The following is a 25,479-nucleotide window of genomic DNA, read 5'->3' on the forward strand; positions in this document are numbered from 1 at the left end:
TAAGAAGGAGAGAGACGATGTTATATTTACTAGCAATCTTTTTACCACCAGTTGCAGTGCTGCTTGTAGGGAGACCATTTCAAGCGTTTATTAATTTATTATTATGTTTCTTAGTGTGGATACCTGCTGTGATCCATGCGGTCCTAGTGGTGAACGAACACAAAGCAAATCAAAGAATGAAGAAACAAGCTGAATTAATTAGCAAAGCGAACAGACATTAACCATCGAGTCATGCCTCTCAAGGTGTGGCTTTTTATTTTTGTTAAAATAGGGTTTTAGAATAAAGAGAAGTAAAATACTTCCCATATATAAATAGACATTCTTTACTTTGCTAGTCCGACAATAACAGTATGTTAGTTGGGTCAAAATACCTTTCAGGGAAAGTGGTATATCACAGTCATTTTATAAATTTTTATTTAGTTGTAACGCATGGGATTTTTTGGTGATATAATCAAGTGGAAGTACAAACAAAGGGGTAAATTATATGGTATTAGCTATCAATAAAGGTATTAGCACACAGGTTTTGGATGGAAATAATGTTTTATCTGCATTAGAGTCTAATCTAGCAATGATTGAATTTGATATGAACAAAAGAGTTATTTGGGTTAACGAAAATTTTGCTCAAACGCTTGGATATAAAGTAGAGGAAATCTTACATGCTAGCCATATGCAATTTTGTACAAGAGAATTTGTGGAAAGTGAAGAATATGAAATACTGTGGTCAAATCTAAAAAAAGGGCTAAAATTTCAAGAAAAAATCAAGCGAGTTGGTAAAAATGACAATATAATTTGGCTGGAAGCTACTTATATCCCTATTCTTTCAAGTGAAAATACGGTCGAGGCTATATTAAAAATAGCCACTGATATTACAGAGAGAGAGAACACGACAACCGAATTAATTTCCAGGTTGAAAAACATGACAGAAGAGCTAGTAAACTTAGTAATCGATAACTCCAGCGAAAAAATGAAAGCGATTGATTCCTTAAAAGTACAAACTGACCTAATAAATGATACTTCCATTGGAATTCGAAATATTTCTCGGCAAACAAATATGGTTGCTTTAAACGCGGCAATTGAAGCGGCTAGAGTTGGTGTACATGGTCAAGGATTTAAAGTAGTAGCAGATGAGGTAAGAAGATTGTCCGGTAATGTGGACCAGGCGATTAATGATGTAAATGAAAACGTGAGCAATATTGTAGGAGAAGTGATGAAAGTTAGTGAGGTAACGGAAGCACTACAGAAATCCATCATAAAAACTCAAACAAAATTCGCTGAGTATCTCGAGGAATTTGAAGACCTGACTAGATAATGAAGTCAAATCACCTACCAGGAAGGAAGGTGGTTTTTCTCCTATATAAATCTGGAAAGTAGGGGTTATATGAAAAAGGCAAAATATTTGGGTTTTAGAGAAGGGCGTTTTCATTAGAATTGGAGAGTAAAACGGCTTAGGTCCTATTAAAATGTAAAAGGAAACCTACAAGTGATCTCTCTTTAGGTTTCCTTTTTATGATTATATTATTGTAAGTTATCTACTGCGTATTGAGCTTCTTCTGGCGTAAATTTTTCTCCGTGTTCAGAAATTAATTGATCGTAAATAGCGGAATCTGACATGCTCATAGTGTCAGCATATATTTTTGCCTTTTCTAACGCATTTTCTTTCCAATCACATACAATGTTGTCAATAGCGTATTGAGCGGCTTCAGGTGGGAAGCCTTCCCCATATTCAGATGTCAACTGATTATAAATCCCTGCTTTTGACATGTGCATTGTTTCAGCATATATTTCAGCTTTCTTTAGTGCAGCTTTATATTCTCTTGGAACACTTTCTTCTTTAGCTTGTTCTTGAGCTTCCTTTTCTTCAGCTTTTTCTTCTGTTTTCTCTACTTCAGTATCTACTGCTTCTTGAGTAGTCTCATCCGTTTCCGTATCTACTTTTTCTTGTGGCGTTTCTTCTACAAGCTCTTCGTTTTTTGAGGAACTAGTTTCGACTTGTTCAGTTTCATCGCCCATTGATGCTATTGCTGAGATAACAACTATTACTGCAATAACGATGAACCACCACTTTTTGTAAAAAGGTTTTTTAGTTTGGTTTTTTTCAGACATTTTTACTACCTCCCTCATTTACTGAATCTATTATACTGTGTGTTTAAATTCTTTCCAGATTAAATCAGGATTATTTATCTAGGAAAATTAGTTAAATATATATATATGATGCTTTATTTTAGCCTGAATATAAGGTCTGTTTCGATTAATTTTGACGTTTAAAAAGATTATAATTACCTAAAATTATTTTAAAAATAATAATATTTAGATGTATATTTTTGTAGAGGAGAGGGGGAAATGTTTTTGCAGAATTGAACTGAAAAAAGGCCATCACAATTACTCATGATGACCTTTCTGCTCATAAATCTTATTCCAGAATATAAGGTAACTCTAAGTCATTCGGTAAGTTGATGCCATGTGTTTCCGTGTAGGATTTGATGCCTTCTAACTCGTATTCACGGCCGACGCCTGATTGTTTCACTCCGCCAAAAAAAAAAGTAAACCACCGTAGCCCAGTAGGCAATGGTGGTTTACAAAAAGGTATGCTAATTTTCATTAAGTCTATAGAAAGTGTTGTTACAACGAATACTCGGACATTAGATGTTCCAGAGCTTCTGCTGCATCATTCAAGTTATCAAATAGCGTTACTGAGTTATCAGAAAGATTGGTTAGCTCAATGGTAGTTGTATCTTTTAAGCAACGCACGGTTAAGACAGGTTCATCCTTTAAACTGAAGGTATGTTTAATTTCGACGTTGTTATACATACAGAGAGTCTGTAGCATTTTCATGATATTATCTTTGATCATTTAAACTGCCTCCTACCTACTAGTGGAAGGTGACTAAGAAAAGTCAAAAAATTTCCATTAATTGTTTAATGATTTGATTATCTTAACATAAATTAGATGAAAAGTACACTTATCGAACTTATAAAGGGGTGGAGGGACTTGTCTTGCTTTTCGGTGCAAGCTCAAGTATCCAGAAATTGATAGTCGTTAGAATTGGAATAAAAAATATAAATACGACTATACCTAAACTGCCAAATAAACCTTCCGCTTCTTTATGAAAAGTTTGAACGTCCAACTTATATAGTAGGAGGCTGGCAAAGGACAAAATAAAAGCATTTATTCCAAATGCGATCAACCTTGCTTTCCTTTTTTTATTCCTTTTCATCATCCAAACGGAAGAGACTGTCGAGACTAGGAAAGAAACAATTAAAATGATAAATGTGATGAAATTCAAGAAAATCCTCCTATCTCAAAGAACAAACTAACAGATGATGGCTTTTATATAATTTACCATAATAATCCATTAAATGATAGGGTAGCATGAAAGAAATTAGACCGATTCATCTTGCGATTATGTGGAGGGATCTTGTGATTTGGACCATCTATTTTGCTATTAAGTCCAGGTATCTTGTGATGTTGGGTATTGGTCGATGCACTTAAGTATAAGTTATGAACGTAGGCGTAGAATATTCAATTAAAAAAGGACAGGTTTTTTTAGAAACCTGTCCCAAAGATTGTTTACACATACAAAGAACAACGGTTAGGTCACACGATATTAGCAGTCGTGCCCGTCGTGACGATTATTTGAAAATGTTGCACCAATGATGATTAGAAGGATAAATAAAACAACTAGTAATGCAAAGCTGTTGTTTTTACGGGACCCTCCACCTCCATATGATTGGTAGTTACATCCACTATAATCAGATTGATAGTTACAACCGCAATTATTAGACTGATAGTTTTGGGAATAGCCTTGATTATACATAATTAAGCACCTCCTTTGTAGTTGATATGATATTGTACGCACAAATGAATGGAACACATAATGAAAACGTTTAGATTGAAGGAGAATAGCAAATTATTTTTAATAATTTAATTAGTAGTCCCTAAGGTAATGAAAGCATGATTTAATAGGAAAATAATGAGAGACATATTTAGATAAATAGGGGAAATGCTAGTGAAAGGAATTAGTTGGGAGGTAAGAGTATGGAGATGGTAGTAAATAGAATGAAGGACGGATTTGATTATTTAACCGAGCAGGGGAAGCAGATAACGAAAATAATCATCAACCAAGAGGTATATAAAAAATTACTCAAAGAAAACAAGGCGGATATCAAAATGACGACCAGTGGACCGCTACTTTTTGGGGTGCCGATAGAGGCGGGAGAAGTAGAAAAATTTGAATACATCCTCAGCGAAGCCACTTGACACGAAGTGGCTTTTGTTTTGGTATCCATTTATTCATGACGAATAAAAGATCTTATTTATCCTCCTTAAGTTGTTCCACATTAAAAGGATCAAAGGACAGCAGGAAATCTTTATATTGTACCACAATCCCATATCGTTGCTTATAGACCTCTAGCGCTTCCTTTAGATAGTGGGACGTAATTTCTAAATGGACGCAGATCTCCTCTACATTCGTCAATCCCAGCTCATAGCATTCAATTAGGTGGTCAAATGATACAATTTTCTCAAAGCCCCATCTTCTTGCGACCTGTTCCAGCTTGCGATTGTGTAAATTGTCTAGGTCTGTAATGTCTCCAACAGTGGTCTCGTAATGTCCTAATTCTTCTGCAAGAATGCAATGCTTCTCATAAATGCTTTGGAATTTATTGATTTCAATATTTTGATCGTAATATAGTCCTGATAATCCCTTAGGCAAATCTTTTTCCACGATTCGGATGTGTGGGTATTGAGTTATTAGTTTTTCATAGCTCATTCACGGTCACTCCTTTACTTTCTTTGTGACTTGATAAATGCGATATATTTTTTTATGTCATTTAGCTCTTCCTCTGTCACGTCCTCATCGATATGCGCTGCAATCGTTTGGATTGTTTCTTCTTTTTTATGTTCCAAAGGAGGAAAGAATTCACTTACGGAAACCTCTAATAGCTTAGCTAGCTCATATAACACTTCTTGATTGGCCTTTCTTTCTCCTTTTTCATATCGAGAGATCGTTTGTTTCGTCGTATGTAATTTTTTAGCTAATTCCTCCTGGTTCAAATTCCTTAGTAAACGCCATTTTTTTATTTGCTCCCCCACAAAATTACTTAGCTCCATTATTGCAGAAGGCCTCCTTTTCAGTTTTTTAACCAGTATAACTTAATAGTCACCATATTGGAAACATAATTTTCGAATAATTCAAATTAACCATTTACTTATAACCATACTGGTGATAATATTAGCTAAAAATAGAACATATGTTTTTATTTAGTCACCATTTCGGAAAAGGGGGAAAGGGGTTTGAAAGTAACTAATTATATAGTTAGTAGATGGGTTTTAGAGAAGGGGTTAACGGAGCACAAGATTGCATTTGTCGTATCAAGAGATAGGGGGTATGAAGAATATAGAAAGGTGAGACAGCAGAATACCAAGCCGATATATAGCCGTTACTCGAAAAGCTTGCTAAACAGTATGTTTAAGAAATGGTTATAGAAAGGGGGACAAGCACTTGCGAGAAAAAGAGTTACATGATCTGGATCAAGGCGTTTATTTAATAAAAGAAGGGGATTGCAAGAAAATTGAAAGCCCGTCAAATGGATTTGGAAAACAAATCATCACCTGGCAAAATGGAAAGCCAACACTGGTAGAGGTTCAATCTACGAAAAGAATATAACGTTACTGGAACAACCAGGACACACGGACTTTTATAGTCGTGTGTCCTTTTTATTTTAAAGGAGGGAAGCAGATGCAAATAAATACAATGCAAACGAAAAAGGCCGCAGAGAAAATGTTAGGGGAATACCGCAGATACCTGCTACAGGCAACACTTGATCAAATGCCAAAGCTGACATCCACTTATTCACTTGTTCCTCCGTCGGGAAGCTTTACTCGAAACTCCTCCACTGAAAAAGCAGCTATTGCAAATGTAGATTATGAACGAAGAAGAGAAGAGGTGATGGAACTAGTCATACATGCAGTGAACAAGCTAAACGAACGTGAGCGATCCATTATCGCCATGAAGTATCTTGGGGAGGAAGAAATATTCGACTACGAGGTATATACAGAGCTGAATCTTTCCCACCGACACTATTACCGTATTAAGTCGCAGGCCTTGCAGAAGATGGGGATTGCTATGGGAATAGCGGTTTATGAGGGAGAGGCAATGTGAAAGAGATTGGTGTGAGGTTAGTGGGGCGGTTGAAGGGAGTTAAGTGCGATTAACAACTCAACATAGATAACTAGTGAAAGTGAATGTAACAGCCCTTATGATTCTTCATCTTGATATGATTATAAGGGCTTTCTGACTTTTTACGTTTAGGTTCTCCGCTGTGTCTCGAATTCATCAATATAAAGTATCTATGTGTTGATGCAACAATAAAAAAGAGACAACAATTCATATAAGAATTGTGTCTCTGACTCTGTTATTTATGTTAACAACTCTTCTTCCTTTATAAACAGTTTATTTAACAGTTTATAAATCAATAGAAAAGTGATAATAAAAATACCGAAATCAACTGCGAATAATAACAGATTAAATTCATCTTTAAACACATTATAATGAAAATCGATCAAATCAAATAGTAAATTTGTAATGATATACGTAAGTATAACTGTTATAAAAGTGACTGTTCCTTTTTTCAAAATACCACCCCCTAAAATTGGAGATAGTTATCATTTTCGCTTCCTCACTGCAACCAATGGGTGATTATTGACATAATAATCATAGGCTATATAAGTGCACAAGTGAAACTCTCTCTTGATAACAATATTTTAACATAATTTAATAATTATTTGCATTATTTTGAGTTTTATCTTTGAAAATACTTTTGAATATGACTTGGAAAAGCAAATGATACTTTTTCGTGTCTCAACGTCCTCTAAGTTAGGACCCATTGATTATCTTAGACATGATGCGTGTATATTGCAGAAGCTGTGATTGCAATGGGGATAGATGTTTTCAAGAAGGAGGCAATGTGAAAGAGAGTGGGGTTAGGTTAATGGGTGCAGTTGATGGTGAGAAAATTGCGATTAACAACTATAAGCGAACGAGACAAAACAAGTGAAAAGCCATCCATCTTTAAGGTAAGCCACAGCCGATCGCTTGCATGTACCGTTGCAACGTCTTACCAATTTCTCTCATCTTCTAGTAATCACCGACGCTGCTACGAGCTAATTATTGATTATAACAAGATTCCAAATGAATTTGAAAGAAAGCCCCGTTACTTTATAAAATGTACTTAATTTTTACCCCATCCACATCGCCCAAACAAAAATTGACCATAGAGAAATCGTAAAAGCAATCAGGATAGATATACCTAGGAAAGCTGATTGCTTGATAATAGCTAAAAATACCGATACAAGAATATATAATCCAATGCTAGTAAAAGTTATGACAGTTATAGCTGTCGCTAACTTAATTGTTGGAAACTGTTCATGCAAATAATAAGATATACTTTGAGCAAAGATGCCTAAGAAAGTTGCAATTATCAGAAGTGTTATAGTCACATAATGAAATTTCCCTTTCATTACTAGTCCTCCTTTTTCTCTCACAATCTTAGCTCTTTTTAATAGCCCCAGTCTTCCACTCGCCATTTATCAGCTTTGCTATCTCTTATCAGTATCCAGTTCCAATCCGTATAAGTAGTATTTGGATTGAACCCTTTTTCTGCACCAGTAGAATCAACATGAAAGTTCGAGAACAAGACAATAATATTTTCTTTCTTTACAGTACTTTCAGAACCACCGCCAGAACGAAGATAGCCTTCAATCACTTCATTTGACTCTTCTTCCGAGTACCATAATTTAGTCATCTCGGATCCATTAAATTCCCTAAATTTTTTCTTTACAGCCTTTATTGCCTTATTTATTTCGTCTTCGGTAAACTTGTCAGATTCCTCGATGCTAACTGCAACAGTATCCATTTTACCACCTTGAATATTAGAAATAAGAAAAAACGCTATTAGTATGAAGCAAAGGGAAATTAGAATTTTCATTTTAGCCATAGCTAGCTCCTCTTTTGATTAAAATATTAAAATATTTCTCAACATACTTCTATCTAGAAACCGCCAAGGGTAAGTACTATTCGACGCTTAACTAGGACGCTTTGATAATCTTATAAACGTGATGCGTGGATATAGCAGATGCTGGGATCAGAACGATACCTATGAATAGTAGTGATAAAAGGTCCGTGAAAGTATTCCATGGGATATATCGATTGAAGATAAATTGAAAAATGTTAAAGTAAATAACAAAAAATACAACCGTCAAAAATAAGTAAACAAGTCTTTCCATGTTCCTCTCCACCTCACATAAACTCACTTTAACATAACTTGATATTTATGGAAATAAAAGATAGCTTCTTGAGTTGGATTAGGGGAAGTGCACGCAGAATCATGAGTAAACACTAAGCAGCCGAGCCTAGTCGCCAGCTATGCACAAGTAAAGAGGTGGATTGCGTAAGTAACAGGAGACAAGAAGGAACTGCCATTTTATCGGTGTCTTAGGCCATGCATTTGAGCAAACAAAATTGGTCATCTTGTTTCAGTGATGCTCGTGTCGAGGATTTAGTCACGTTCATTCCTGGTTTAGTCGCTTTCGCTCAGTGGTTAGTCACGTTCATTGCAAATTTAGTCGCTTTCACTCCGGAATTAGTCGCTCTCATTACCGATTTAGTCACTAATCGGAAATTTACTGGAAATAACTTATCGCCCCATTCGTTTTAGATAGCTCTAGATTGGCAATAAACTGGTAACACTTGCGGTTAGTCCTTCCTTACTTGCGGTCGCCAGCGTATTACATGCGTTTCCAGATCGGTTACTTGCGAAATCGTGACCTTTACTTGCGATAAGAGTCAGTTTACTAGCGTTTGTCAACATATTGGTTCAGGTTAGTGTTAAATCCGATTGATAACCCCACTATTGCTTCTAAAGTATGTATCCTTTTCCCCGGAAATCTTCTATATAACTAGTAAAGGGGGATGGCACAATCATGGCATCATTTCCTCCAAATCTTATGTTTTAATATAAACTAGGAAGAATAAAACAACAGCAGCTGACCTGGCACAATGATGGCACAAAAAATCGTTTTTACTATGATTTAATAGTAAATAAGAAACAGTGGATAAGTAGAAAGAAACGTCTCCCCAAGGAGGCGTTTTTTTATTCCCAAAATGAGGAGGAGCAAAATGGAAGCATTTATTGGGTTGAGTTGCACGGTGCTTGGGTTGGTCATTGGCTTTTTGACCTTTGGGCGCTCTCGAGATAAGGAGTTGAGAGAAGAGGCCGAGAGAAAGGCGGTGATGGAAACAAAGCTAGATACGATTAGCAAGGGTATTGAGCAGCTGCAGGAGACAATCAAGGAACTGGAAAAGGAGATAGATGTGTTAACGGAGCAGGTGATTCGTATGGAGGAGGCCATCAAGCAGAGTCAGCAAAAGAAGGCAGATGTTATTTTACAGGAGGTGAGTCCGGTATGAGGATAAATTGGAGGGTTCGGTTTCAAAACCGCTTGTGGGTCACAGGTTTTCTAGCGCAGTTGCTCATTCTTCTTGAGCTACTGTTAATCGGTGGCCAAGCAATGGGGTGGACGGAATTTCAACTGACGGACGAAGTGCAAAATTGGATACTTGCCGTTGTCAACACGGCTCTTGGTATCTTATCTATGCTTGGCATTATCCAGGATCCAACAACCTCTACACTTGCGGACAGCAAGCGAGCATTGAACTATAAAAAGCCTAACTAAGCTACCTGCTTAAGGTGGCTTTTTCTTATGACATGAAAGGGGGTGATTCCCATGGAGTAGCTAAAGGTAGTAGACGTGGAATAAACAAAAAAACAAAAAAAGAGGAGTGTTTATTATGGTAAAAATTTTTATTGATCCAGGTCACGGTGGTTCGGATCCAGGTGCAACAGGTAACGGGTTACAGGAGAAAAACCTGACCCTCCAAATTGCGAAAAGAGTTCGAGATATTTTAGTGGGAGAATATAATAATGTCAACGTATTGATGAGTAGGACAGGGGATACCTTTCCCTCATTGGTGGACCGAACAAACCAAGCAAATGCGTGGGGAGCGGATTTCTTCCTATCTATTCATATCAATGCGGGTGGAGGAACAGGCTATGAGGATTACATTTATCCAGGCAGCGGAGCGCCTACTACTACGTATCAAACAAATATCCATTCAGAGGTCATGAAGCTCGTGAACTTTACGGATCGTGGAAAGAAAACAGCGAATTTCCATGTGTTACGAGAGTCCAATATGCCAGCGATGCTAACCGAAAATGGCTTTATCGATAATTCAAATGATGCAGCAAAGCTAAAAACTGCTTCGTTCATCGAATCTCTGGCACGTGGTCATGCAAATGGACTTGTGAAATGCTTCAACCTTCAAAAGAAAAGCTCAGCAGTGTACCACACGGTTGTCAGCGGAGATACGGTGTACTCACTAAGCCAGCGTTATGGCAGCACGGCTCAACAAATAAGAGACTGGAATGGACTTGATGCCAACTACACAATCTATGTTGGACAAGTATTACGAGTGAAATAAAAGAGGGAACCCCTATCTGCATGTAGCGGATAGGGGATTTTTTTATTTTTTCCCTTGCATAATAAAATACAAAAACCAGACAGCGTGGTTCTGCTCATCAGCAGCAGCTTGGCTGAAAGCATCCTTGATTACAGGATCAGTTGTACTTCTAGCTACTTCATGATAAAAATCAACCGTTTTTTGCTCATCTAAAAATGCTGCATGCAGACCAGAAAGAAATTGGTCGGGGCATTTTTCTTTTCGCTTTGGTGTATGCTGTTTTCCTGTAATGGCTTGATACAAATAAGAGAAAGTCTGGAAATGGCGTATCTCATCTTTCCGAATTTCTTCAATCTGCTTTTTAATGTTACGATTATCCGTTTGACCAGCTAGCTTTTCGTAGCAATGAATAGCAGAGTATTCACCATCAATTGCCTTCATAAGATTTGCAATTAAGGTATCTGGTGCATACTGAGTAAATTGATTTGTCAATTCCCTATCACCTCTAACGGTAAAATATGCACGTAGTAGGCGTATGGTTATTTGTCCAGTGAAAAAAGGGCCGATAAGCCCCTTTTAGTAAACCCCGTATTTTTCTATCAGTGCTTCCATTTGACGGCTGAATTCACGGTCTATTTTTCTGACCTCAGCAAGAATTTCATTTGCCTTGGTGATTTTCGTATAATCTCCTGTATATACTGCATCCCTTATCTCACCAAACGCAAGATGCTGCTTGTTCATTGCATCGATAAGCATTTCATGTAAAAGGATTGTTTCCTCGTTGGGTGGTAGGATTGCTTCTAGCTCTTCGATTAATACCATATTCCAAGGTAGTATTTCTATAGCGATAAGGTCAGCAAAATCATAGTCCGTAATTGTTTGATTCGCAGAAGCCTCTCGAATCTCATCCCATCTTCCGCCTAGCTCAGCGATTTGTAAATATGCATTACGTACTTGATCGACATAAACCTGCACTTGCTCCTTATCTTGTAGGATAGTGTCCATTGGAGCTTCTGTTTGAGTTTCCTCTTCCGTGTTCGTACCCTCATCGACAACTGTTTCCTCTTCTTCAACCTTTTCTTCTACTGCTTCTTTTTCTTTTTCTACAACTACTTCCTCTTTCGACTCTTCTTTCTTATCCTCAGACTTGTCGAACAATCCGCAGCCGGCTAATCCGAAAATAAGGGGCAGCGTTAGCACTATGAACCATTTTTTCATTTACACTTCTCCTTCTGAACATTTTTGGTGCCCGAAAGACACAGCTTTTTTTACTATATTCAAGAAGTAAGCGGTTGGTACGGATTATGTCTAATAAAGCCTTATCTGTATCCAGCAAGAAACTGCAAACATGGTCACCATTTGGACTTGAGTAAGGATAGCTTTCACCAAAAAATGGATCCAAGAAGGAAGGAATACTTTTATTGCCTAAAAGTCAGATTTTTTCTACCTTGTCTTCTTCCATTTCAAAGGTAATTAAAAATTTTTATTTTGCATGTTTAGAGTTGAAAAAGGGGGGGTATAGTTAACAGGTCCTTCAGCTAATAAGAAAGTTCTAGATGGAGGCTTTGAACCAGTAATAAATAGTGAATTCTTAAATGGACTATTTGCTTATTAGACGTGTTCGAGGAGTGGAAAAATGAATAATATAGAAGAAATAATTAAGAAGATAAATGAGAACATGGAGAAGTTAGACATACTAGCTACCAAAAAAATGATGGAGGATTACATGCTTCAGCTGGATCGAAGAAGACACCATCTTGTAGCTTCAGCAAGAGAGCTTTACGATTCGATGAAACAGCAAAAGGAGAGTGGATTGCCACCACTAACTCGAAACGAAGTAAGCATTCTTTATACGATTAATATATACTCCTCCAAATTCGATATTCGAGGTATAAGAGCAGTGATAAAAGCGCATCCTGAGTTATGGGTACGTGATGATATCGAACATTATTTCAATGAGGATGCAAAAATTCTTTTACAAGGGATGAATGTTATCCCTAGAATACAGAAAAAACAAACCCCCCTTAGCTCGTAAGCAAGGGGGGTTTTACGGTCTAAACAAAATGTCCACTTTTTGTTTAGACGTGATATCGGCTCTTTTAGAATCTTACTTTGTTAGTCATGAGTTGTCAATAAAAATCATTGAATATGACGGTAGACCCCAACCACTTTCCCTAAAATAGAAACCTGATTCACAATAATTGGATCCATAGAAGAGTTTTCAGGCTGAAGACGGAAATAACTCTTTTCTTTGAAGAAACGTTTTACAGTAGCTTCGTCATCCTCCGTCATAGCAACTACTATATCTCCATTATTGGCAGATTGCTGTTGCTTGACAACAACATAGTCTCCATTTAAGATTCCAGCTTCCATCATACTGTCTCCCATAATTTCTAGCATGAATAGGTGGTCTTCTGATGTCCCAAAGGTCTCAGGAAGAGGAAAAAATTCTTCAATATTTTCAATAGCGGTGATAGGTAGACCAGCAGTTACTTTCCCTACTAATGGGACATGAACAACTCCTTGTCTCTCCACAGGTGCTTCTAGACCATCTAATATTTCAATAGCACGTGGCTTCGTTGGATCTCTTCTAATTAATCCTTTGCTCTCTAGTCTAGCTAAATGTCCATGCACAGTAGAGCTAGAAGCTAGTCCAACCGCTTCACCAATTTCACGTACGGATGGTGGATAACCTTTTTTACGTACTTCCTCTTTTATAAATGCAAGAATATCTTCCTGTCTTTTGGACGCTTTCTTCAATGAATTCACCTCTTTAAGTATTAATTCAACCTTATATTATTTTCTTAATAGTAGTATACCAGTATCATTGTCGAAATGCAAACATAGGTTCTAATTGTTGTTGACAAAAACAAATGTTCGCATTATGATAATAACATACATACCGAACAAGCATTCTGTTTATGGAGGGACTTTTATGATTACTTGGATTAAAAACAATTATTTTATAGCACTTTTCTTTGTTCTTAGCTTATCTTTCATTAGCTTATTTAGCCTTTCTCAAGCTGTTCATGGCGATGAGGAAAAGGTTATTACAATAAAACAGGGTGACAATCTTTGGAGCCTAGCAAATAAATATGCATCTAATCAGCCGAAAACTGACTGGATTGACACTGTGATTCACTTAAATCAGCTACAGGATTCTAACATTAAAACTGGACAGGTGCTAAAAGTGCCTGGTGAAAAAGATTACGATGATTACCTTCTTATAAAAAATACAGAGATTGCGGGTTCTGAACAATGAAATCTGTTATCTATTGTCGTGTAAGCACCGACAAATCAACCCAGGAGACTTCTTTAATTAGACAAGAAGAAGAGCTAAGAGATTTTGCCGAGAGCAAAGGCTTTCAAGTGGAACAAGTATTCCTAGACCAGCATAGTGGCTATGATGTGGAACGAGAAGGTCTTTTAGAAATGCTTAGCTATATAAAAGAGCATGAAATTACGGCAGTGTTCGTTCAAGACGAAACAAGAATTGGTCGAGGAAATGGTCGTATGGCCGTGCTCCATCTTTTGCAAAAGACCAATACCACTGTATACATCTTGCAAGATAAAGGAGTCATTAATTTAAATGAAATGGATTCCATGCTATTAGAAATCCTGGCTCTTGTGGAGGAGTATCAACGCAAAATTCATAATGCGAAGATTAAACGTGGTATGAAAAAGGCGATATCAAATGGCTATCGACCGGAGAAAAATCTAAAAACCAGAGGAAATCCTGAGGGAAGAGATAGAATTGATATCCCTATTGAAGAGATTGTTCGCCTGAGAAATGCAAATATGACTTACGAAGAAATAGCTTCCACTTTAAACGGCCTAGGTTTTTCGATTAGTAAAGCCACCGTTCATAGGAGATACAAAGAATATGAAGAAGCACACAGAGAGTAATAACTTGCACTCTGTGTGTTTTTTTCATACCTTTATATAAGGGATAATGGAAAGGATGAAAGATATGTTAAGTAAAGAAAAACTAGCAAGAATCAGTCAGCTATCTAAAAAGTCCAAAACGGTTGGACTTTCGATAGAAGAAGCGAAGGAGCAAAGTGCGCTTCGTAAGGAATATTTAGAGACTTTTCGTGCAACCATGCGTGATACAATAGAAAGCGTGAAGGTTATTGATCCAGAAGGCAATGATATTACGCCTGAGAAAGTGAAAAAGGCTAAGAAAGATAAATTTCTGAATTAATGAATCATTGCATAAATCATTGATAAACCTGAAATAGTTGGTAAACTAAAGCTGTAGAAAAAAATTGATCGAGAGGATGTCATTTAATGTCGTTACAATCTGATTTGTTAGCAATTACTACAATCCGAACTTTATCTATTGATGCAATTGATAAAGCAAATTCTGGTCACCCTGGCTTACCAATGGGGGCAGCACCAATGGCATATACCCTATGGACGAAGCACATGCGCCATAACCCATCTAACCCTAAGTGGTTTAATAGAGACCGCTTCGTTTTATCAGCTGGTCACGGCTCCATGCTTCTTTATAGCTTACTTCACTTGGGTGGATATGGACTACCAATGGAGGAAATCAAGAATTTCAGACAATGGAATTCCAAAACACCTGGACATCCAGAATTCGGACATACGGTTGGAGTGGAAGCTACAACAGGTCCATTAGGACAAGGAATTGGAATGGCTGTAGGGATGGCAATGGCTGAGGCACATCTAGCAGCAACGTATAACAAGGAAGGCCATGAAGTGGTAGATCATTATACGTATGCGTTATGCGGAGATGGCGATTTAATGGAAGGAGTGGCTGCGGAGGCTATTTCTCTTGCAGGACACTTGAAACTAGACAAGCTAATTGTATTATACGATAGCAACGATATTTCTTTAGATGGCGATCTACACAAATCATTCTCTGAGAATACAGCGAAGCGCTTTGAATCTTATGGCTGGAACCATATTTTTGTAGAAGACGGCAACGACATAGAAGCAATTTCTGCTGCTATTGAACAAGCGAAAGCTCAAAAAGACAAGCCGACGATCATTGAAGTAAAAACAATTATCGGCTACGGATCTCCTAATAGAGCTGGTAAATCCGATGTTCACGGTGCTCCACTAGGAAAAGAAGAAACGCTTTTAGCGAAAAAAGAATATAAGTGGCTATTCGAAGAAGACTTCTATGTACCGAAAGAAGTTTATGAAACATTCAAAAAAGCTTCTGACCGTCTTGGAGTTCAAGAAGAGGCAGCTTGGAATGAAAAATTTGCTGCATACGAAGCTGCTCATCCAGAGCTAGCAAAAACATTGAAACAAGCAATCAGCGGGGAAATGCCAGCAAACTTTGCAGATGCATTGAAAGTGTATGAAGAGGGTACTTCTGTAGCAACACGCTCTGCTTCTGGTGATGCAATTAACGCAATTGCACAAAACCTACCATCCTTCTTCGGAGGAAGTGCCGATTTAGCAGGCTCTAACAAGACAACGATGAAAAACGTTGGAGATTTCTCAGCAGAAAACTATGCAGGGAAAAATATCTGGTTTGGCGTGCGTGAATTTGCAATGGGAGCAGCATTAAACGGAATGGCGCTTCATGGCGGCTTACACGTATTCGGTGGAACCTTCTTCGTATTCAGTGATTATGTACGCCCAGCAGTTCGTCTATCTGCTTTAATGGGTCTTCCTGTAACATATGTCTTCACCCATGACAGTATTGCGGTAGGGGAAGACGGACCAACTCATGAGCCAGTTGAACATTTAGCATCTTTACGAGCAATGCCAGGACTGACAGTTCTACGCCCAGCTGATGCAAATGAAACAGCAGAAGCTTGGAAGCATGCAGTATCTTCTAAAAACAGACCAACTGCATTAGTGCTTTCTAGACAGAACCTACCAATCTTAAAAGGATCTGCTGAAAAAGCGAAAGAAGGAATTGCAAAAGGAGCTTACGTGATTTCACCAGCTAACGGAAATGCAGAAGGTATCTTACTTGCTACTGGATCTGAAGTGAGCCTGGCAGTGGAAGCTCAACAAGTACTTGCTAGCGAAGGTATCCAAGTATCTGTAGTGTCCATGCCTTCTTGGGATTTATTCGAACAACAAGATCAAGCATATAAAGACTCTGTATTACCTCCAACAAATAGAAAGCGCCTAGCTATTGAAATGGGTGCATCCCTTGGCTGGCATAAATATACTGGCTTTGAAGGGGACGTAATTGCAATCGATAAATTTGGTGCAAGTGCTCCAGGTGAGATTGTCATGAAGGAATACGGATTCTCTGTTGAAAACGTTGTTTCTAAAATGAAAAACTTACTTCAAAAATAAAGAAGATTGAAAAGCAATTCGAGAGCTTTGAAAAAAGTTCCTAGAATTGCTTTTCATCTGTAATTTATCTATAGTATGCACATAGAATCTATAGTATAATTTTCATTGGTGTCTTGTACACGTAGACAAGAACGTAAAGGAGGAGAAAGCTATGCCAACATGGGGTTGGATAATAATAATCATTGTTGCTTTGATTCTAGGTCTAGTAGGAGGGTTCTTTGGAGCTCGTCAATATATGATGAAATACCTAAAAGATAACCCACCGATCAATGAGCAGATGCTTCGCATGATGATGGCTCAAATGGGTCGTAAACCATCTGAAAAACAAGTAAAACAAATGATGAACCAAATGAATAAGATGCAAGGAAAATAATCTTGCCTAATTACTGCACTCCAGAAGGAAGTGCAGTTTTTTTGTGGAATCAAATACATATGGAAATAAATGAGAAGAGAGGGAGAAGGGAGGGGTATAAATTGTCAGGCAAGCTGTTGAGTGACGCCTGCAATTGAGGGTTGTAAAAAACCTAGGCTTTAGCAAAAATGTAGTCGCTACTAGATTAGAGCTTGAAAGTCGTAAAAATGGGTTAGAAAGTCGTAAAAGTGAGCTTGCTTCTTATATTAGTAAATCGATTGTAGCAAAAATGCCCTTGATTGTAGCAAAAACGAGGGTCATTGTAGCAAAAATGCCCTTGATTGTAGCAAAAACGAGCATCATTGTAGCAAAAATAAGGTTGATTGTAGCACAAATAAAATCGCTGCTAGATTATGCCCTTGATTTTAGCAAAAATAAAGCCGCTCTAGATTAGGAGTTTAGAAACGCTACATTCCACGGAGTTCGTTTTATGCAGGTAGCAATAATAATTTGATATCATACTCGGAGGTGTTCTTATGAAGATAATTGAAAATAGAGTGGATACTATTTTTATCCATGTGACAGATTTAGAAAAATCAGTGCGTTGGTATTGTGATTTATTTGGTATAGAGGCAAATCTGGATAAGCTTTCAGGTCCCATCTACACATTGAGCATGGGAGAAGGTAGACCTGGCATTACCTTTGATAATCATTGTTTGGATGAGGTATATCATTTTATCCCGTCCAATCAAGCACTCATGAATTTTAGTACAGCTGATATCCGAAAGGCATTTGAGCATGTGAAGGAAATTGGTGGGGAAGTGGTTACGGAAATTATTTCCCATTCTGATTTAGAAGAATTCTCTTTTAAGGATCCCGATGGAAACATTTTAATGGTTTGCTCTTGTTTCACTTAATCGAGGAAGTCTATTAATTCGGATTGGACCTGAATAAACAAATAGTGAGGAAATGTAGAATGAATTATATAAAAGATATGAGAAAGCTGATAGGACACGAAACTCTCTTGACTGTAGGCTGCGGTATTCTACTAGAAAAGGGGGAGAGTATTTTATTGCAGCATCGAACAGATGAAGATAACTGGTGTATCCCCGGTGGCGTAATGGAACTCGGAGAAACCTTCGAACAAACAGCCACAAGAGAGACATATGAGGAGACAGGACTTAAAATAAATAGCTTAGACCTGTTTGGCATCTATTCAGGATCAAGCTGTTTTGTGGTGTATCCAAATAAAGATAGATGCTATAGTGTGCAAATTATATTCAAGTCAAGTGATCTTGATGGAGAATTAATACAGGAGGGGACAGAAAGCAGAGAGCATAGATTCTTTCAAAAGGACAACTTGCCCGATAACTTAAATCCACGCCAGCGACAGTTTATCAGAGACTGGGCAGATGGGAAGAAGACTCCAATTATTAGCTGACATCAAAACTGAGAATATATAGAGATACCATGACTGAGTAATCGTGGTATTTTTTTATTGGCCTCCTCCAGCGAAAGCATTCAATCTAGATATAAGTCGCCTAGGAGGAACGAATAGTGTCCCCTCTATCGAGCAATACCTCCTCATTTCCGAGCGATAGCCCACCATTTTCGCGCAGTAGACACACAGTACCGCGCAGTAGAGCCGAGTTACCGAGCAGTAGCCCCACAGCGTCTCTGCTATCGAGCAATACCTCCTCATTACCGAGCGATAGCCCTCCATTTTCGTGCAGTAGACACCCAGTACCGCGCAGTAGAGCCGAGTTACCGAGCAGTAGCCCCACAGCGTCTCTGCTATCGCGCAATACCTCGTCATTACCGAGCGATAGCCCACCATTTTCGCGCAGTAGACACCCAGTACCGCGCAGTAGGGTCGAGTTACCGAGCAGTAGAACAACAGTGTTTCTGCTATCGAGCAATACCTCCTCATTTCCGAGCGATAGCCCACCATTTTCGCGCAGTAAACACTCAGTACCGAGCAGTAGCCCTTAACATTGATGAAAGTTACTAGCCCATACCATAAGGTTGTACTATCAACTCTCACTAAAAAAACAGCCCTCTTCCGAAGCAAAAGCTAGAAGAGAGCTACTTGTTAATCCGCCTTGAAAGTAGAGAGAATCTAGAACGTGCCAATCTCACTAAGCTATCTTGTCTTTATTTCTCGAAGGAGTCATATTAAACAGTATGTTCAATAAAATTGCAGTGAAACTTCCTGCAACAATACCGTTACTTGTTAGAATTTGAAGACTGCCAGGTAAGGATTGAAACAGATCTGGCACAACAGTTACGCCAAGTCCAATACCGATAGAGCAAGCAATAATCATCGCATTATCAGGGGACTTAGAGTCTGAAATGATTGTGCTGAGCATCTTAATCCCTTGAGAGATAATCATCCCAAACATGGCAATCATGGCTCCCCCTAAAACGGCCTCAGGAATAATGGTAGTTAGAGAGGAAATCTTCGGAATAAATCCAAGCAGGATAAGCATCCCACCAGCTATGTATATAACCTTACGAGTTTTCACACCCGATATTTGCATCAATCCTACATTTTGTGAAAAAGTCGTATAAGGAAAAGAATTAAAGATACCTCCAAGTAAAACAGCAATTCCTTCTGCGCGGTACCCCTTTGTTAAATCTTTCTTCTGTATTTTCTTCCCAACCATATCTCCCAGCGCAAAGTACACGCCAGTTGATTCCACCAACGACACGATTGCTACTAGGGTCATCGTGAGAATAGGGGACCAATCAAACGTAGGCATTCCGAAATAGAAAGGCTGAATCATATGAAACACATCTGCTTCTTTTACTGCAGTGAAATCTAGCATTCCCATGAAAAATGCTGCAATTGTTCCAGCGATGATTCCTATTAAGATAGAAATAGCTTTTATAAAGCCGTGGGAAAATCGATATAACAATACGATGAAAATGAGCGTTCCAAATGATAATAAAACATTTTGAAGTGAACCGAAATCTTCCGCTCCTTGACCGCCACCCATATTATTAATTGCCACAGGAATTAAGGTGATCCCAATAATAGTAACGACTGAGCCGGTAACGACTGGCGGAAAAAATTTGACTAGCTTTCCAAAAAAGCCGCTGATCAAAATGACGATAATACCAGAGACGATAATTGCTCCGTAGATAGAAGAAATACCGTAGTCTCCACCAATCGCAATCATCGGGCCTACTGCAGTAAACGTACATCCTAGAACGACTGGAAGACCGATACCGAAAAATCGATTATTCATCACCTGTAAAATAGTAGCGACTCCGGACATTAGAATATCGATGGCAACTAGATAAGTTAACTCCTCAGCACTGAGCCCTAGAGAGCCTCCAACGATAAGAGGGACAATAACTGCACCTGCATACATCGCGAGCACGTGCTGTAACCCGAGTGTTGTGTTCTTAAATAGATTATTCATAGATAGGCGCTCCTTTTGCAAATTCTATTTTGCCATCCTCTAGTGACTCAATAATCGCAAGTGATTCAACGCGGATCCCTTTTTCCCGAATTAATTTTCCGCCTGGTTGAAATCCTTTTTCAATGACAATTCCAACACCGGCTGTTGTTGCTCCAGCCTGGTCGATGATGTCCAGCAATCCAAGCACTGCCTGTCCATTTGCAAGGAAGTCATCGATAATTAAAACCTTTTCCCCATCCTGGAGAAAGTCCTTTGAAACAGAGATATCGCTTGTAATATTTTTCGTGAAGGAATGAACCTGGGACGTAAGTAAGTTTTGAGAAAGCGTCACGGATTTGCTTTTTCTTGCAAACACAACCGGTACCTCAAGTGCAAGTCCTGCAAAAATAGAAGGAGCGATTCCAGAAGACTCGATCGTTAATATTTTTGTGATTCCTACATTCTTGAAGCGGTCCGCAATTTCTTCTCCAATTGCCTTCATCAAGACAGGGTCGATCTGATGATTTAAAAAAACATCTACCTTTAGTACGTCTTTCGATAAAACTTTTCCTAACTCTACAATCTTGTCCTCTAGCAAATTCACGGCGATTCCTTCTTTCCTTAGAATTAAAATAAAAAAACTCGAATGACAAGGCTCCATTCCTACGAGTGGAGCGATGGCATTCGAGTATCATTCGAATAATAAAAGAAATGGCGACACAAATGTGTCCCAATCATGTAACCACGCCACTCGTAGTCAACTTTTTTACGGAAAGTTGGTAGAAACTTGCAGGCCATATCCCTGCCTTTATACGAGTCTATGAAATTGAATTGTTCTCATTATAGCACGGTAAAGTTATTTTACAATAAAAATAATAAAAAAAGGGGGGTGGTGCTCATGACGATAGACCCTGTCATTTATTTTTAGGAAAAAAAGTAAACCGCCCAGCCTTAGCAAAAAAGGGGGCGGTTTACTAAATCATGTAGTTTACCTGTCAATAGCGCACCATATTCATCGTTCAGATTTTACACAATGGACTTCAGCTCTGGCTCAGGTCTTTCCTCATACAAATTGTATTTCTTTAAGAATTCGCTCACAATTTCTTCGTATTCCTCTGGATTTTCATTGAACGACTTAGCATGTGCCCCTTTTTCAAATAGCTTTAATTCCTTTGGACCTTTTTTCTTTTCATAAAGATCCTCTGTCATCTTTGGCAAAATGAAATCATCCTCTAGGCTGTGAATAAATAGTACAGGTTTTTCAATATTGTCTACCACATCGAGAGGGGATACGAGGTTTAACGTATAGCCGTCTCGTATTTTTAAAAATAAGTTTGCAAATCGAATGGCTAGCGTAGAACGTAAGGGAGTGGTCTGCGTCATAATATGATAGACCTGATCCTCAAAGTTCGAGAAGGCGCAATCGGAAATATAAAAATCTGCGTCGTCAATAATTGAACCAGCATATAAAAGGGTTGTGGCTGCACCCATAGATTCTCCGTGGATCCCAATAATGGCGTTTTCTCCTGCACGTTCTCTTACCGCTTGCACAATGGCCTGTAAATCTAGCTTCTCGTAAAAGCCGAAGCTTGTTGTTTTCCCGCCAGAATCTCCATGTCTTCGGTGGTCATAAACGACACTGTTAAAACCAAGACGCTCAAACATTCTTACGAATCGAACCGAATTGATCTTATTCTCTGTGACTCCGTGACAAATAATCATATATTTATTCGTCTGAAGGGGCTCTATAAAGATGGCTTTCAGGGCATACCCGTTAATCGACTCCACCCAGCGCTCTGTTTTATTCACGCTGTTATACCAAGCCTCATCAAGTCGTTTAGCAGTAATTTCCCTGTTGAGAATAAAATCATCCTCTTTCTTTTTAATGTACATAAGCTTGTTGGTCAAAAAGAAACCAAATACGGTGGCTATTGCTGTAAGGATGCTCGTAAAAATACTCGTCCAAACGATTACTCTCTTTCGCATAAGGTCATCTCCTACTTACTTTTAAATAATCGATACATCCCCGTTTCTATTGGGCGAGATACATGGGGCGCAACAATTTCCACTGCATGTAGCAGCTGGTCCAAGTCAATCCCGGTGTCAATTCCCATTTGTTCTAGCATATTCACAACATCCTCTGTTGCTACATTTCCTGTTGCGCCAGGTGCAAAAGGACAACCTCCCAAGCCTCCTGCGGAAGTGTCGAATCGAGTAACTCCTGCAGAAAGGGCGGCAAAAATATTTGCCAGTCCCATTTTTCTTGTATCATGGAAATGTGCGGTGATCAGCGTTTCTGGAAATTCCTTCATTAGCAGGTCAAATAACGTATAGCTTTCCATAGGATTTGCCATACCAATCGTGTCCGCTACGCTCAGCTCCTGAACTCCCCAAGAAACAAATTCCTTACAAAGAGCAAGTGTTCTTTCAGGATTTATCTTCCCTTCATATGGGCAATAAAAGGCAGTGGATATACAAGCTCGAACAAAATATCCTTCTTGTAATAACGTTTCCACAATTGGCCTTAATTCATCCATACTTTCTCGGGTTGTTTTATTGATATTTTTTTTATTGAAGCTATCCGATACTCCTACAAATACAGCGAGGCATTTTGCACCAGCTGCTTTTGCCAGCTCTACGCCTTTTAGATTGGGGGTAAGTACAAATTGTCTACCCACTTTTTCTACATTTGACACTATTTCTGGTGAATCTTTCATTTGTGGTACCCACTTTGGCGAAACAAAGGAGCTAATCTCCATTTCTTGCACACCGGCCTGCTGTAATCCTCGAATAAAATCTAATTTAACCTCCGTTGATACTTCCAATTTTTCATTTTGCAGTCCGTCACGTGGACCAACCTCGATAATTGTCACTTTATTTGGTAAAATAAACATAATCATCCCTCCCATTCCTATTTTAAGGAAAACAGGGATGAACTAGCAAATTATTTAGGGGAAAATAAGGGGAGGACTTAAGAATGTCAAATGAAGTAGTCATTGTGAGTGCAGTAAGAACTGCAATTGGATCGTTTCAAGGCTCTTTAAAGGATGTGCCTGCTACTAAGTTAGGGGCTATTGTGATTGAAAAAGCATTAGAAAAAGCTGGCGTGTCGAAGGATGCGGTGGAAGAAGTAATAATGGGGAACGTACTTCAAGCTGGACTAGGGCAAAACCCTGCTAGACAGGCTGCTCTTCAAGCTGGTTTACCTCAGGCTGTCTCTGCTCTTACGATTAATAAAGTATGCGGCTCTGGACTAAAGGCAATCCACCTTGCAACACAAGCGATCATCGCTGGAGATGCGGATATCATCGTAGCAGGCGGTATGGAGAATATGAGCCAGGCACCGTATTTATTGAAAAATGCTCGTGAAGGCTTCCGAATGGGAGATCAAAAGGTAGTAGACAGCATGATTTCTGATGGCTTATGGTGTGCATTCAATGATTACCATATGGGGATCACTGCTGAAAATCTATGTGATCGCTACGAGATTACTAGAGAAGAGCAAGACAAATTCTCAGCTCGCTCTCAAGCACGTGCAGTAGCAGCGATGGAAGCCGGAAAATTTGCGGACGAAATCGTGCCAGTAGAAATTCCACAGCGCAAAGGTGACCCAATCGTATTTGCACAGGATGAATATCCGAAAAAGGGCTCTACGGAGGAAAAGCTAGCTGGTCTACGCCCTGCCTTTAAGAAGGACGGATCTGTGACTGCTGGAAATGCCTCTGGAATTAATGATGGAGCAGCAGCTGTTGTCGTGATGAGCAAGAAAAAAGCGGAGGAGTTAGGGCTTGAGCCTTTAGCTACTATCGTGGCAAATGCGTCTGCAGGAGTAGATCCGCAAGTGATGGGAATCGGACCAGTGGAGGCTGTGAAAAAGGTACTATCAAAATCTAATTTATCGATGTCGGATATCGAGTTAATCGAAGCAAATGAAGCTTTTGCAGCGCAATCTATTGCAGTAGATAGAGAGTTATCCTTCAATCATGATATACTAAATGTAAATGGAGGAGCTATTGCCCTTGGACATCCAATCGGAGCAAGCGGCGCTCGAATCTTCGTTACGCTATTACATGAAATGAAGAAGCGAGATGCAAAAACAGGTCTTGCAACACTATGTATCGGAGGAGGCCAAGGAGTAGCGACCATCGTAAAACGTTAAAAGAAGGTGGACTATTTGGCTAAAAAGAAACAAAAAAGACAGCAGCCACAGGTGAAAGCTGCACCAGTCAAAGAAGAAGGCAACGCACTTTCCGATCAGCTTTCCTCTGACATTCTAGCGAAATTAAAGGAAACAAAGAAACAGCTAGTATCAGCGGAGCAGCAAAAGGAAGAGGAAAGACAAGCGCGTTTAGCCTTTGAGAAAAAACAACGAGAAAAAAATAAAACCTTTGAAGAGCTATTAGATGAATACGGCTTTGACGGGTCTAAATTTTAAAAACAGACAGCGAGGGGGGAAATCCTTTCGCTGTTTTGTTTTGAAAGCATTTTTCATTAGAAAAGTTATAGTGGATAAATGGAAAACAGGTGGGTTATAGGAGCTGCAGCTTGATAAAGATAGAAAGACAAAGGTATATTGTGTTCTTTATTAACATTCATTTGCCTACCATAAAAAATTGAATTAATTGAAAATAGAAGTGGCTATGTTATAATGTAGATAAGAAACGAGTATATTAAAAAGACTGCTGGTGCGTGAACACCAACAGTCTTAGCAATAACATCGTTCGCTTCAAAGGCGAACAGCTTATGAATGGTAAACCGTCCACTTGCTTGAAAGTTGGGGGCGGTTTACTTTTTTTGACTCATTCTCCCCTTTAAAAAGAAGATAAAAAAACTTTCATCTATTATTCTTCATTCTCCTCATAGGTTCACGTATGTTCATTAATTTTCCATATATACTTCCCAGTTTATAC

At 38.7% G+C, this 25,479-nt stretch carries 36 protein-coding genes and 1 riboswitch; of the genes, 20 read left to right on the forward strand and 16 right to left on the reverse strand.

Translation table 11 applies throughout. From position 1 onward, the window contains the following. Nucleotides 1-17: 17 nt before the first annotated feature. Both AC1VU3_RS01460 and AC1VU3_RS01465 read left to right on the forward strand, forming a co-directional pair. Nucleotides 18-221, forward strand: coding sequence for a YqaE/Pmp3 family membrane protein (locus AC1VU3_RS01460; RefSeq protein ID WP_480388386.1), 204 nt, complete (start codon nt 18-20; stop codon nt 219-221). Between the two features lie 263 nt (nt 222-484). Continuing rightward, nucleotides 485-1,309 carry a methyl-accepting chemotaxis protein gene (locus AC1VU3_RS01465; RefSeq protein WP_482982537.1) on the forward strand — a complete coding sequence of 275 codons (825 nt, stop codon included), beginning with the start codon at nt 485-487 and terminating at the stop codon, nt 1,307-1,309. A 206-nt stretch (nt 1,310-1,515) separates the two neighbouring features. Here the strand turns inward: AC1VU3_RS01465 and AC1VU3_RS01470 are convergent, their stop codons facing one another. The 4 genes from AC1VU3_RS01470 to AC1VU3_RS01485 all read right to left on the reverse strand — a co-directional run bounded on the left by AC1VU3_RS01470 (nt 1,516) and on the right by AC1VU3_RS01485 (nt 3,814). After that, nucleotides 1,516-2,103 (reverse strand): Ltp family lipoprotein, encoded by a 588-nt coding sequence (locus AC1VU3_RS01470; RefSeq protein WP_480388388.1) that lies wholly within the window; start codon nt 2,101-2,103, stop codon nt 1,516-1,518. Between the two features lie 516 nt (nt 2,104-2,619). Beyond that, nucleotides 2,620-2,850, reverse strand: coding sequence for a hypothetical protein (locus AC1VU3_RS01475; RefSeq protein ID WP_482982538.1), 231 nt, complete (start codon nt 2,848-2,850; stop codon nt 2,620-2,622). Nucleotides 2,851-2,968: 118 nt separating this feature from the next. After that, nucleotides 2,969-3,283: a hypothetical protein gene (locus AC1VU3_RS01480; protein ID WP_480388390.1), complete on the reverse strand. Its 315-nt coding sequence runs from the start codon at nt 3,281-3,283 to the stop codon at nt 2,969-2,971. 321 nt (nt 3,284-3,604) lie between these two features. Continuing rightward, nucleotides 3,605-3,814 carry a YjcZ family sporulation protein gene (locus AC1VU3_RS01485; protein WP_480388391.1) on the reverse strand — a complete coding sequence of 70 codons (210 nt, stop codon included), beginning with the start codon at nt 3,812-3,814 and terminating at the stop codon, nt 3,605-3,607. Between the two features lie 221 nt (nt 3,815-4,035). Here AC1VU3_RS01485 and AC1VU3_RS01490 point away from each other — a divergent pair, with 221 nt between their 5' ends. Beyond that, complete coding sequence (locus AC1VU3_RS01490) at nt 4,036-4,257, forward strand: hypothetical protein (RefSeq protein ID WP_480388392.1); 222 nt, start codon at nt 4,036-4,038, stop codon at nt 4,255-4,257. A 52-nt stretch (nt 4,258-4,309) separates the two neighbouring features. Here AC1VU3_RS01490 and AC1VU3_RS01495 read toward each other — a convergent pair whose 3' ends face one another. Both AC1VU3_RS01495 and AC1VU3_RS01500 read right to left on the reverse strand, forming a co-directional pair. Further along, nucleotides 4,310-4,768: an ImmA/IrrE family metallo-endopeptidase gene (locus tag AC1VU3_RS01495; protein ID WP_480388393.1), complete on the reverse strand. Its 459-nt coding sequence runs from the start codon at nt 4,766-4,768 to the stop codon at nt 4,310-4,312. A gap of 14 nt (nt 4,769-4,782) precedes the next feature. Beyond that, nucleotides 4,783-5,109 carry a helix-turn-helix domain-containing protein gene (locus AC1VU3_RS01500; RefSeq protein WP_482982539.1) on the reverse strand — a complete coding sequence of 109 codons (327 nt, stop codon included), beginning with the start codon at nt 5,107-5,109 and terminating at the stop codon, nt 4,783-4,785. A gap of 183 nt (nt 5,110-5,292) precedes the next feature. On the opposite strand from AC1VU3_RS01500, the gene AC1VU3_RS01505 reads away from it, so the two are divergent. From AC1VU3_RS01505 to AC1VU3_RS01515, 3 genes are all read left to right on the forward strand, one after another. Further along, the gene (locus AC1VU3_RS01505) at nt 5,293-5,484 is read left to right on the forward strand and encodes a hypothetical protein (protein WP_482982540.1); all 192 of its coding nucleotides are present in this window, start codon (nt 5,293-5,295) and stop codon (nt 5,482-5,484) included. 16 nt (nt 5,485-5,500) lie between these two features. Further along, nucleotides 5,501-5,665 (forward strand): DUF3954 domain-containing protein, encoded by a 165-nt coding sequence (locus tag AC1VU3_RS01510; RefSeq protein ID WP_480388395.1) that lies wholly within the window; start codon nt 5,501-5,503, stop codon nt 5,663-5,665. Nucleotides 5,666-5,737: 72 nt separating this feature from the next. Beyond that, nucleotides 5,738-6,160: an ArpU family phage packaging/lysis transcriptional regulator gene (locus AC1VU3_RS01515; protein WP_482982541.1), complete on the forward strand. Its 423-nt coding sequence runs from the start codon at nt 5,738-5,740 to the stop codon at nt 6,158-6,160. Nucleotides 6,161-7,236: 1,076 nt separating this feature from the next. On the opposite strand, the gene AC1VU3_RS01520 is transcribed toward AC1VU3_RS01515, so the two are convergent. The 3 genes from AC1VU3_RS01520 to AC1VU3_RS01530 form a co-directional block, all read right to left on the reverse strand. Beyond that, nucleotides 7,237-7,518: a hypothetical protein gene (locus AC1VU3_RS01520; protein WP_482982542.1), complete on the reverse strand. Its 282-nt coding sequence runs from the start codon at nt 7,516-7,518 to the stop codon at nt 7,237-7,239. A gap of 38 nt (nt 7,519-7,556) precedes the next feature. Beyond that, nucleotides 7,557-7,994 carry a hypothetical protein gene (locus AC1VU3_RS01525; RefSeq protein ID WP_482982543.1) on the reverse strand — a complete coding sequence of 146 codons (438 nt, stop codon included), beginning with the start codon at nt 7,992-7,994 and terminating at the stop codon, nt 7,557-7,559. 91 nt (nt 7,995-8,085) lie between these two features. Continuing rightward, nucleotides 8,086-8,283: a hypothetical protein gene (locus AC1VU3_RS01530; protein ID WP_480388399.1), complete on the reverse strand. Its 198-nt coding sequence runs from the start codon at nt 8,281-8,283 to the stop codon at nt 8,086-8,088. Nucleotides 8,284-9,175: 892 nt separating this feature from the next. On the opposite strand from AC1VU3_RS01530, the gene AC1VU3_RS01535 reads away from it, so the two are divergent. The 3 genes from AC1VU3_RS01535 (at nt 9,176) to AC1VU3_RS01545 (ending at nt 10,537) form a co-directional block, all read left to right on the forward strand. Next, the gene (locus AC1VU3_RS01535; RefSeq protein ID WP_482982544.1) at nt 9,176-9,466 is read left to right on the forward strand and encodes a hypothetical protein; all 291 of its coding nucleotides are present in this window, start codon (nt 9,176-9,178) and stop codon (nt 9,464-9,466) included. Next, nucleotides 9,463-9,732, forward strand: coding sequence for a phage holin (locus AC1VU3_RS01540; protein ID WP_482982545.1), 270 nt, complete (start codon nt 9,463-9,465; stop codon nt 9,730-9,732). Before AC1VU3_RS01535 ends, AC1VU3_RS01540 begins: the two co-directional genes overlap by 4 nt. 115 nt (nt 9,733-9,847) lie before the next feature. Continuing rightward, nucleotides 9,848-10,537 carry an N-acetylmuramoyl-L-alanine amidase family protein gene (locus tag AC1VU3_RS01545; RefSeq protein WP_482982546.1) on the forward strand — a complete coding sequence of 230 codons (690 nt, stop codon included), beginning with the start codon at nt 9,848-9,850 and terminating at the stop codon, nt 10,535-10,537. Nucleotides 10,538-10,579: 42 nt separating this feature from the next. Here AC1VU3_RS01545 and AC1VU3_RS01550 read toward each other — a convergent pair whose 3' ends face one another. Both AC1VU3_RS01550 and AC1VU3_RS01555 read right to left on the reverse strand, forming a co-directional pair. Then, nucleotides 10,580-10,957 (reverse strand): ferritin-like domain-containing protein, encoded by a 378-nt coding sequence (locus AC1VU3_RS01550; RefSeq protein ID WP_482982640.1) that lies wholly within the window; start codon nt 10,955-10,957, stop codon nt 10,580-10,582. Nucleotides 10,958-11,092: 135 nt separating this feature from the next. Then, nucleotides 11,093-11,734 carry a hypothetical protein gene (locus tag AC1VU3_RS01555; RefSeq protein ID WP_482982547.1) on the reverse strand — a complete coding sequence of 214 codons (642 nt, stop codon included), beginning with the start codon at nt 11,732-11,734 and terminating at the stop codon, nt 11,093-11,095. Between the two features lie 418 nt (nt 11,735-12,152). Between AC1VU3_RS01555 and AC1VU3_RS01560 the strand changes: the two genes are divergently transcribed. Further along, complete coding sequence (locus tag AC1VU3_RS01560) at nt 12,153-12,551, forward strand: hypothetical protein (RefSeq protein ID WP_480388404.1); 399 nt, start codon at nt 12,153-12,155, stop codon at nt 12,549-12,551. Between the two features lie 104 nt (nt 12,552-12,655). Here AC1VU3_RS01560 and lexA read toward each other — a convergent pair whose 3' ends face one another. Next, nucleotides 12,656-13,276: a transcriptional repressor LexA gene (gene lexA, locus AC1VU3_RS01565; RefSeq protein ID WP_480388405.1), complete on the reverse strand. Its 621-nt coding sequence runs from the start codon at nt 13,274-13,276 to the stop codon at nt 12,656-12,658. Between the two features lie 175 nt (nt 13,277-13,451). Between lexA and yneA the strand changes: the two genes are divergently transcribed. The 8 genes from yneA (at nt 13,452) to AC1VU3_RS01605 (ending at nt 18,603) form a co-directional block, all read left to right on the forward strand. Further along, complete coding sequence (gene yneA, locus AC1VU3_RS01570) at nt 13,452-13,778, forward strand: cell division suppressor protein YneA (protein ID WP_480388406.1); 327 nt, start codon at nt 13,452-13,454, stop codon at nt 13,776-13,778. Beyond that, complete coding sequence (locus tag AC1VU3_RS01575) at nt 13,775-14,422, forward strand: YneB family resolvase-like protein (protein ID WP_482982548.1); 648 nt, start codon at nt 13,775-13,777, stop codon at nt 14,420-14,422. The genes yneA and AC1VU3_RS01575 overlap by 4 nt, the downstream gene beginning before the upstream one ends. A 64-nt stretch (nt 14,423-14,486) precedes the next feature. Continuing rightward, complete coding sequence (locus AC1VU3_RS01580) at nt 14,487-14,720, forward strand: DUF896 domain-containing protein (protein WP_480388408.1); 234 nt, start codon at nt 14,487-14,489, stop codon at nt 14,718-14,720. A gap of 86 nt (nt 14,721-14,806) precedes the next feature. Beyond that, nucleotides 14,807-16,810 (forward strand): transketolase, encoded by a 2,004-nt coding sequence (gene tkt, locus AC1VU3_RS01585; protein ID WP_482982549.1) that lies wholly within the window; start codon nt 14,807-14,809, stop codon nt 16,808-16,810. 151 nt (nt 16,811-16,961) lie between these two features. After that, nucleotides 16,962-17,183, forward strand: coding sequence for a YneF family protein (locus tag AC1VU3_RS01590; protein WP_480388410.1), 222 nt, complete (start codon nt 16,962-16,964; stop codon nt 17,181-17,183). A 133-nt stretch (nt 17,184-17,316) separates the two neighbouring features. Then, on the forward strand, nt 17,317-17,616 hold the full coding sequence (locus AC1VU3_RS01595; protein WP_482982550.1) for a hypothetical protein: 300 nt from the start codon (nt 17,317-17,319) through the stop codon (nt 17,614-17,616). 82 nt (nt 17,617-17,698) lie between these two features. Further along, nucleotides 17,699-18,079, forward strand: a complete 381-nt coding sequence (locus tag AC1VU3_RS01600) for a VOC family protein (RefSeq protein WP_482982551.1) — start codon at nt 17,699-17,701, stop codon at nt 18,077-18,079. A gap of 59 nt (nt 18,080-18,138) precedes the next feature. Next, complete coding sequence (locus AC1VU3_RS01605; protein ID WP_482982552.1) at nt 18,139-18,603, forward strand: NUDIX hydrolase; 465 nt, start codon at nt 18,139-18,141, stop codon at nt 18,601-18,603. A 697-nt stretch (nt 18,604-19,300) separates the two neighbouring features. On the opposite strand, the gene AC1VU3_RS01610 is transcribed toward AC1VU3_RS01605, so the two are convergent. From AC1VU3_RS01610 to AC1VU3_RS01625, 4 genes are all read right to left on the reverse strand, one after another. Next, on the reverse strand, nt 19,301-20,590 hold the full coding sequence (locus AC1VU3_RS01610) for a nucleobase:cation symporter-2 family protein (RefSeq protein WP_482982553.1): 1,290 nt from the start codon (nt 20,588-20,590) through the stop codon (nt 19,301-19,303). Continuing rightward, entirely contained in the window at nt 20,583-21,173 is a 591-nt protein-coding gene (locus tag AC1VU3_RS01615; protein WP_482982554.1) for a xanthine phosphoribosyltransferase, read from the reverse strand. The genes AC1VU3_RS01610 and AC1VU3_RS01615 overlap by 8 nt, the downstream gene beginning before the upstream one ends. 130 nt (nt 21,174-21,303) lie before the next feature. Next, a riboswitch (purine riboswitch) is annotated at nt 21,304-21,405 on the reverse strand. 190 nt (nt 21,406-21,595) lie between these two features. Next, entirely contained in the window at nt 21,596-22,555 is a 960-nt protein-coding gene (locus AC1VU3_RS01620; protein WP_482982555.1) for an alpha/beta hydrolase, read from the reverse strand. An 11-nt stretch (nt 22,556-22,566) separates the two neighbouring features. Next, complete coding sequence (locus tag AC1VU3_RS01625; protein WP_482982556.1) at nt 22,567-23,463, reverse strand: hydroxymethylglutaryl-CoA lyase; 897 nt, start codon at nt 23,461-23,463, stop codon at nt 22,567-22,569. An 83-nt stretch (nt 23,464-23,546) separates the two neighbouring features. Between AC1VU3_RS01625 and AC1VU3_RS01630 the strand changes: the two genes are divergently transcribed. Further along, a complete protein-coding gene (locus tag AC1VU3_RS01630; protein ID WP_480389458.1) occupies nt 23,547-24,728 on the forward strand; it encodes an acetyl-CoA C-acetyltransferase in 1,182 nt (393 codons plus the stop codon). 6 nt (nt 24,729-24,734) lie between these two features. Beyond that, nucleotides 24,735-25,004, forward strand: coding sequence for a YqkE family protein (locus AC1VU3_RS01635; RefSeq protein WP_482982557.1), 270 nt, complete (start codon nt 24,735-24,737; stop codon nt 25,002-25,004). Nucleotides 25,005-25,479 lie beyond the last annotated feature (475 nt).

Source organism: Psychrobacillus sp. Z16_25 (genome assembly GCF_056856695.1).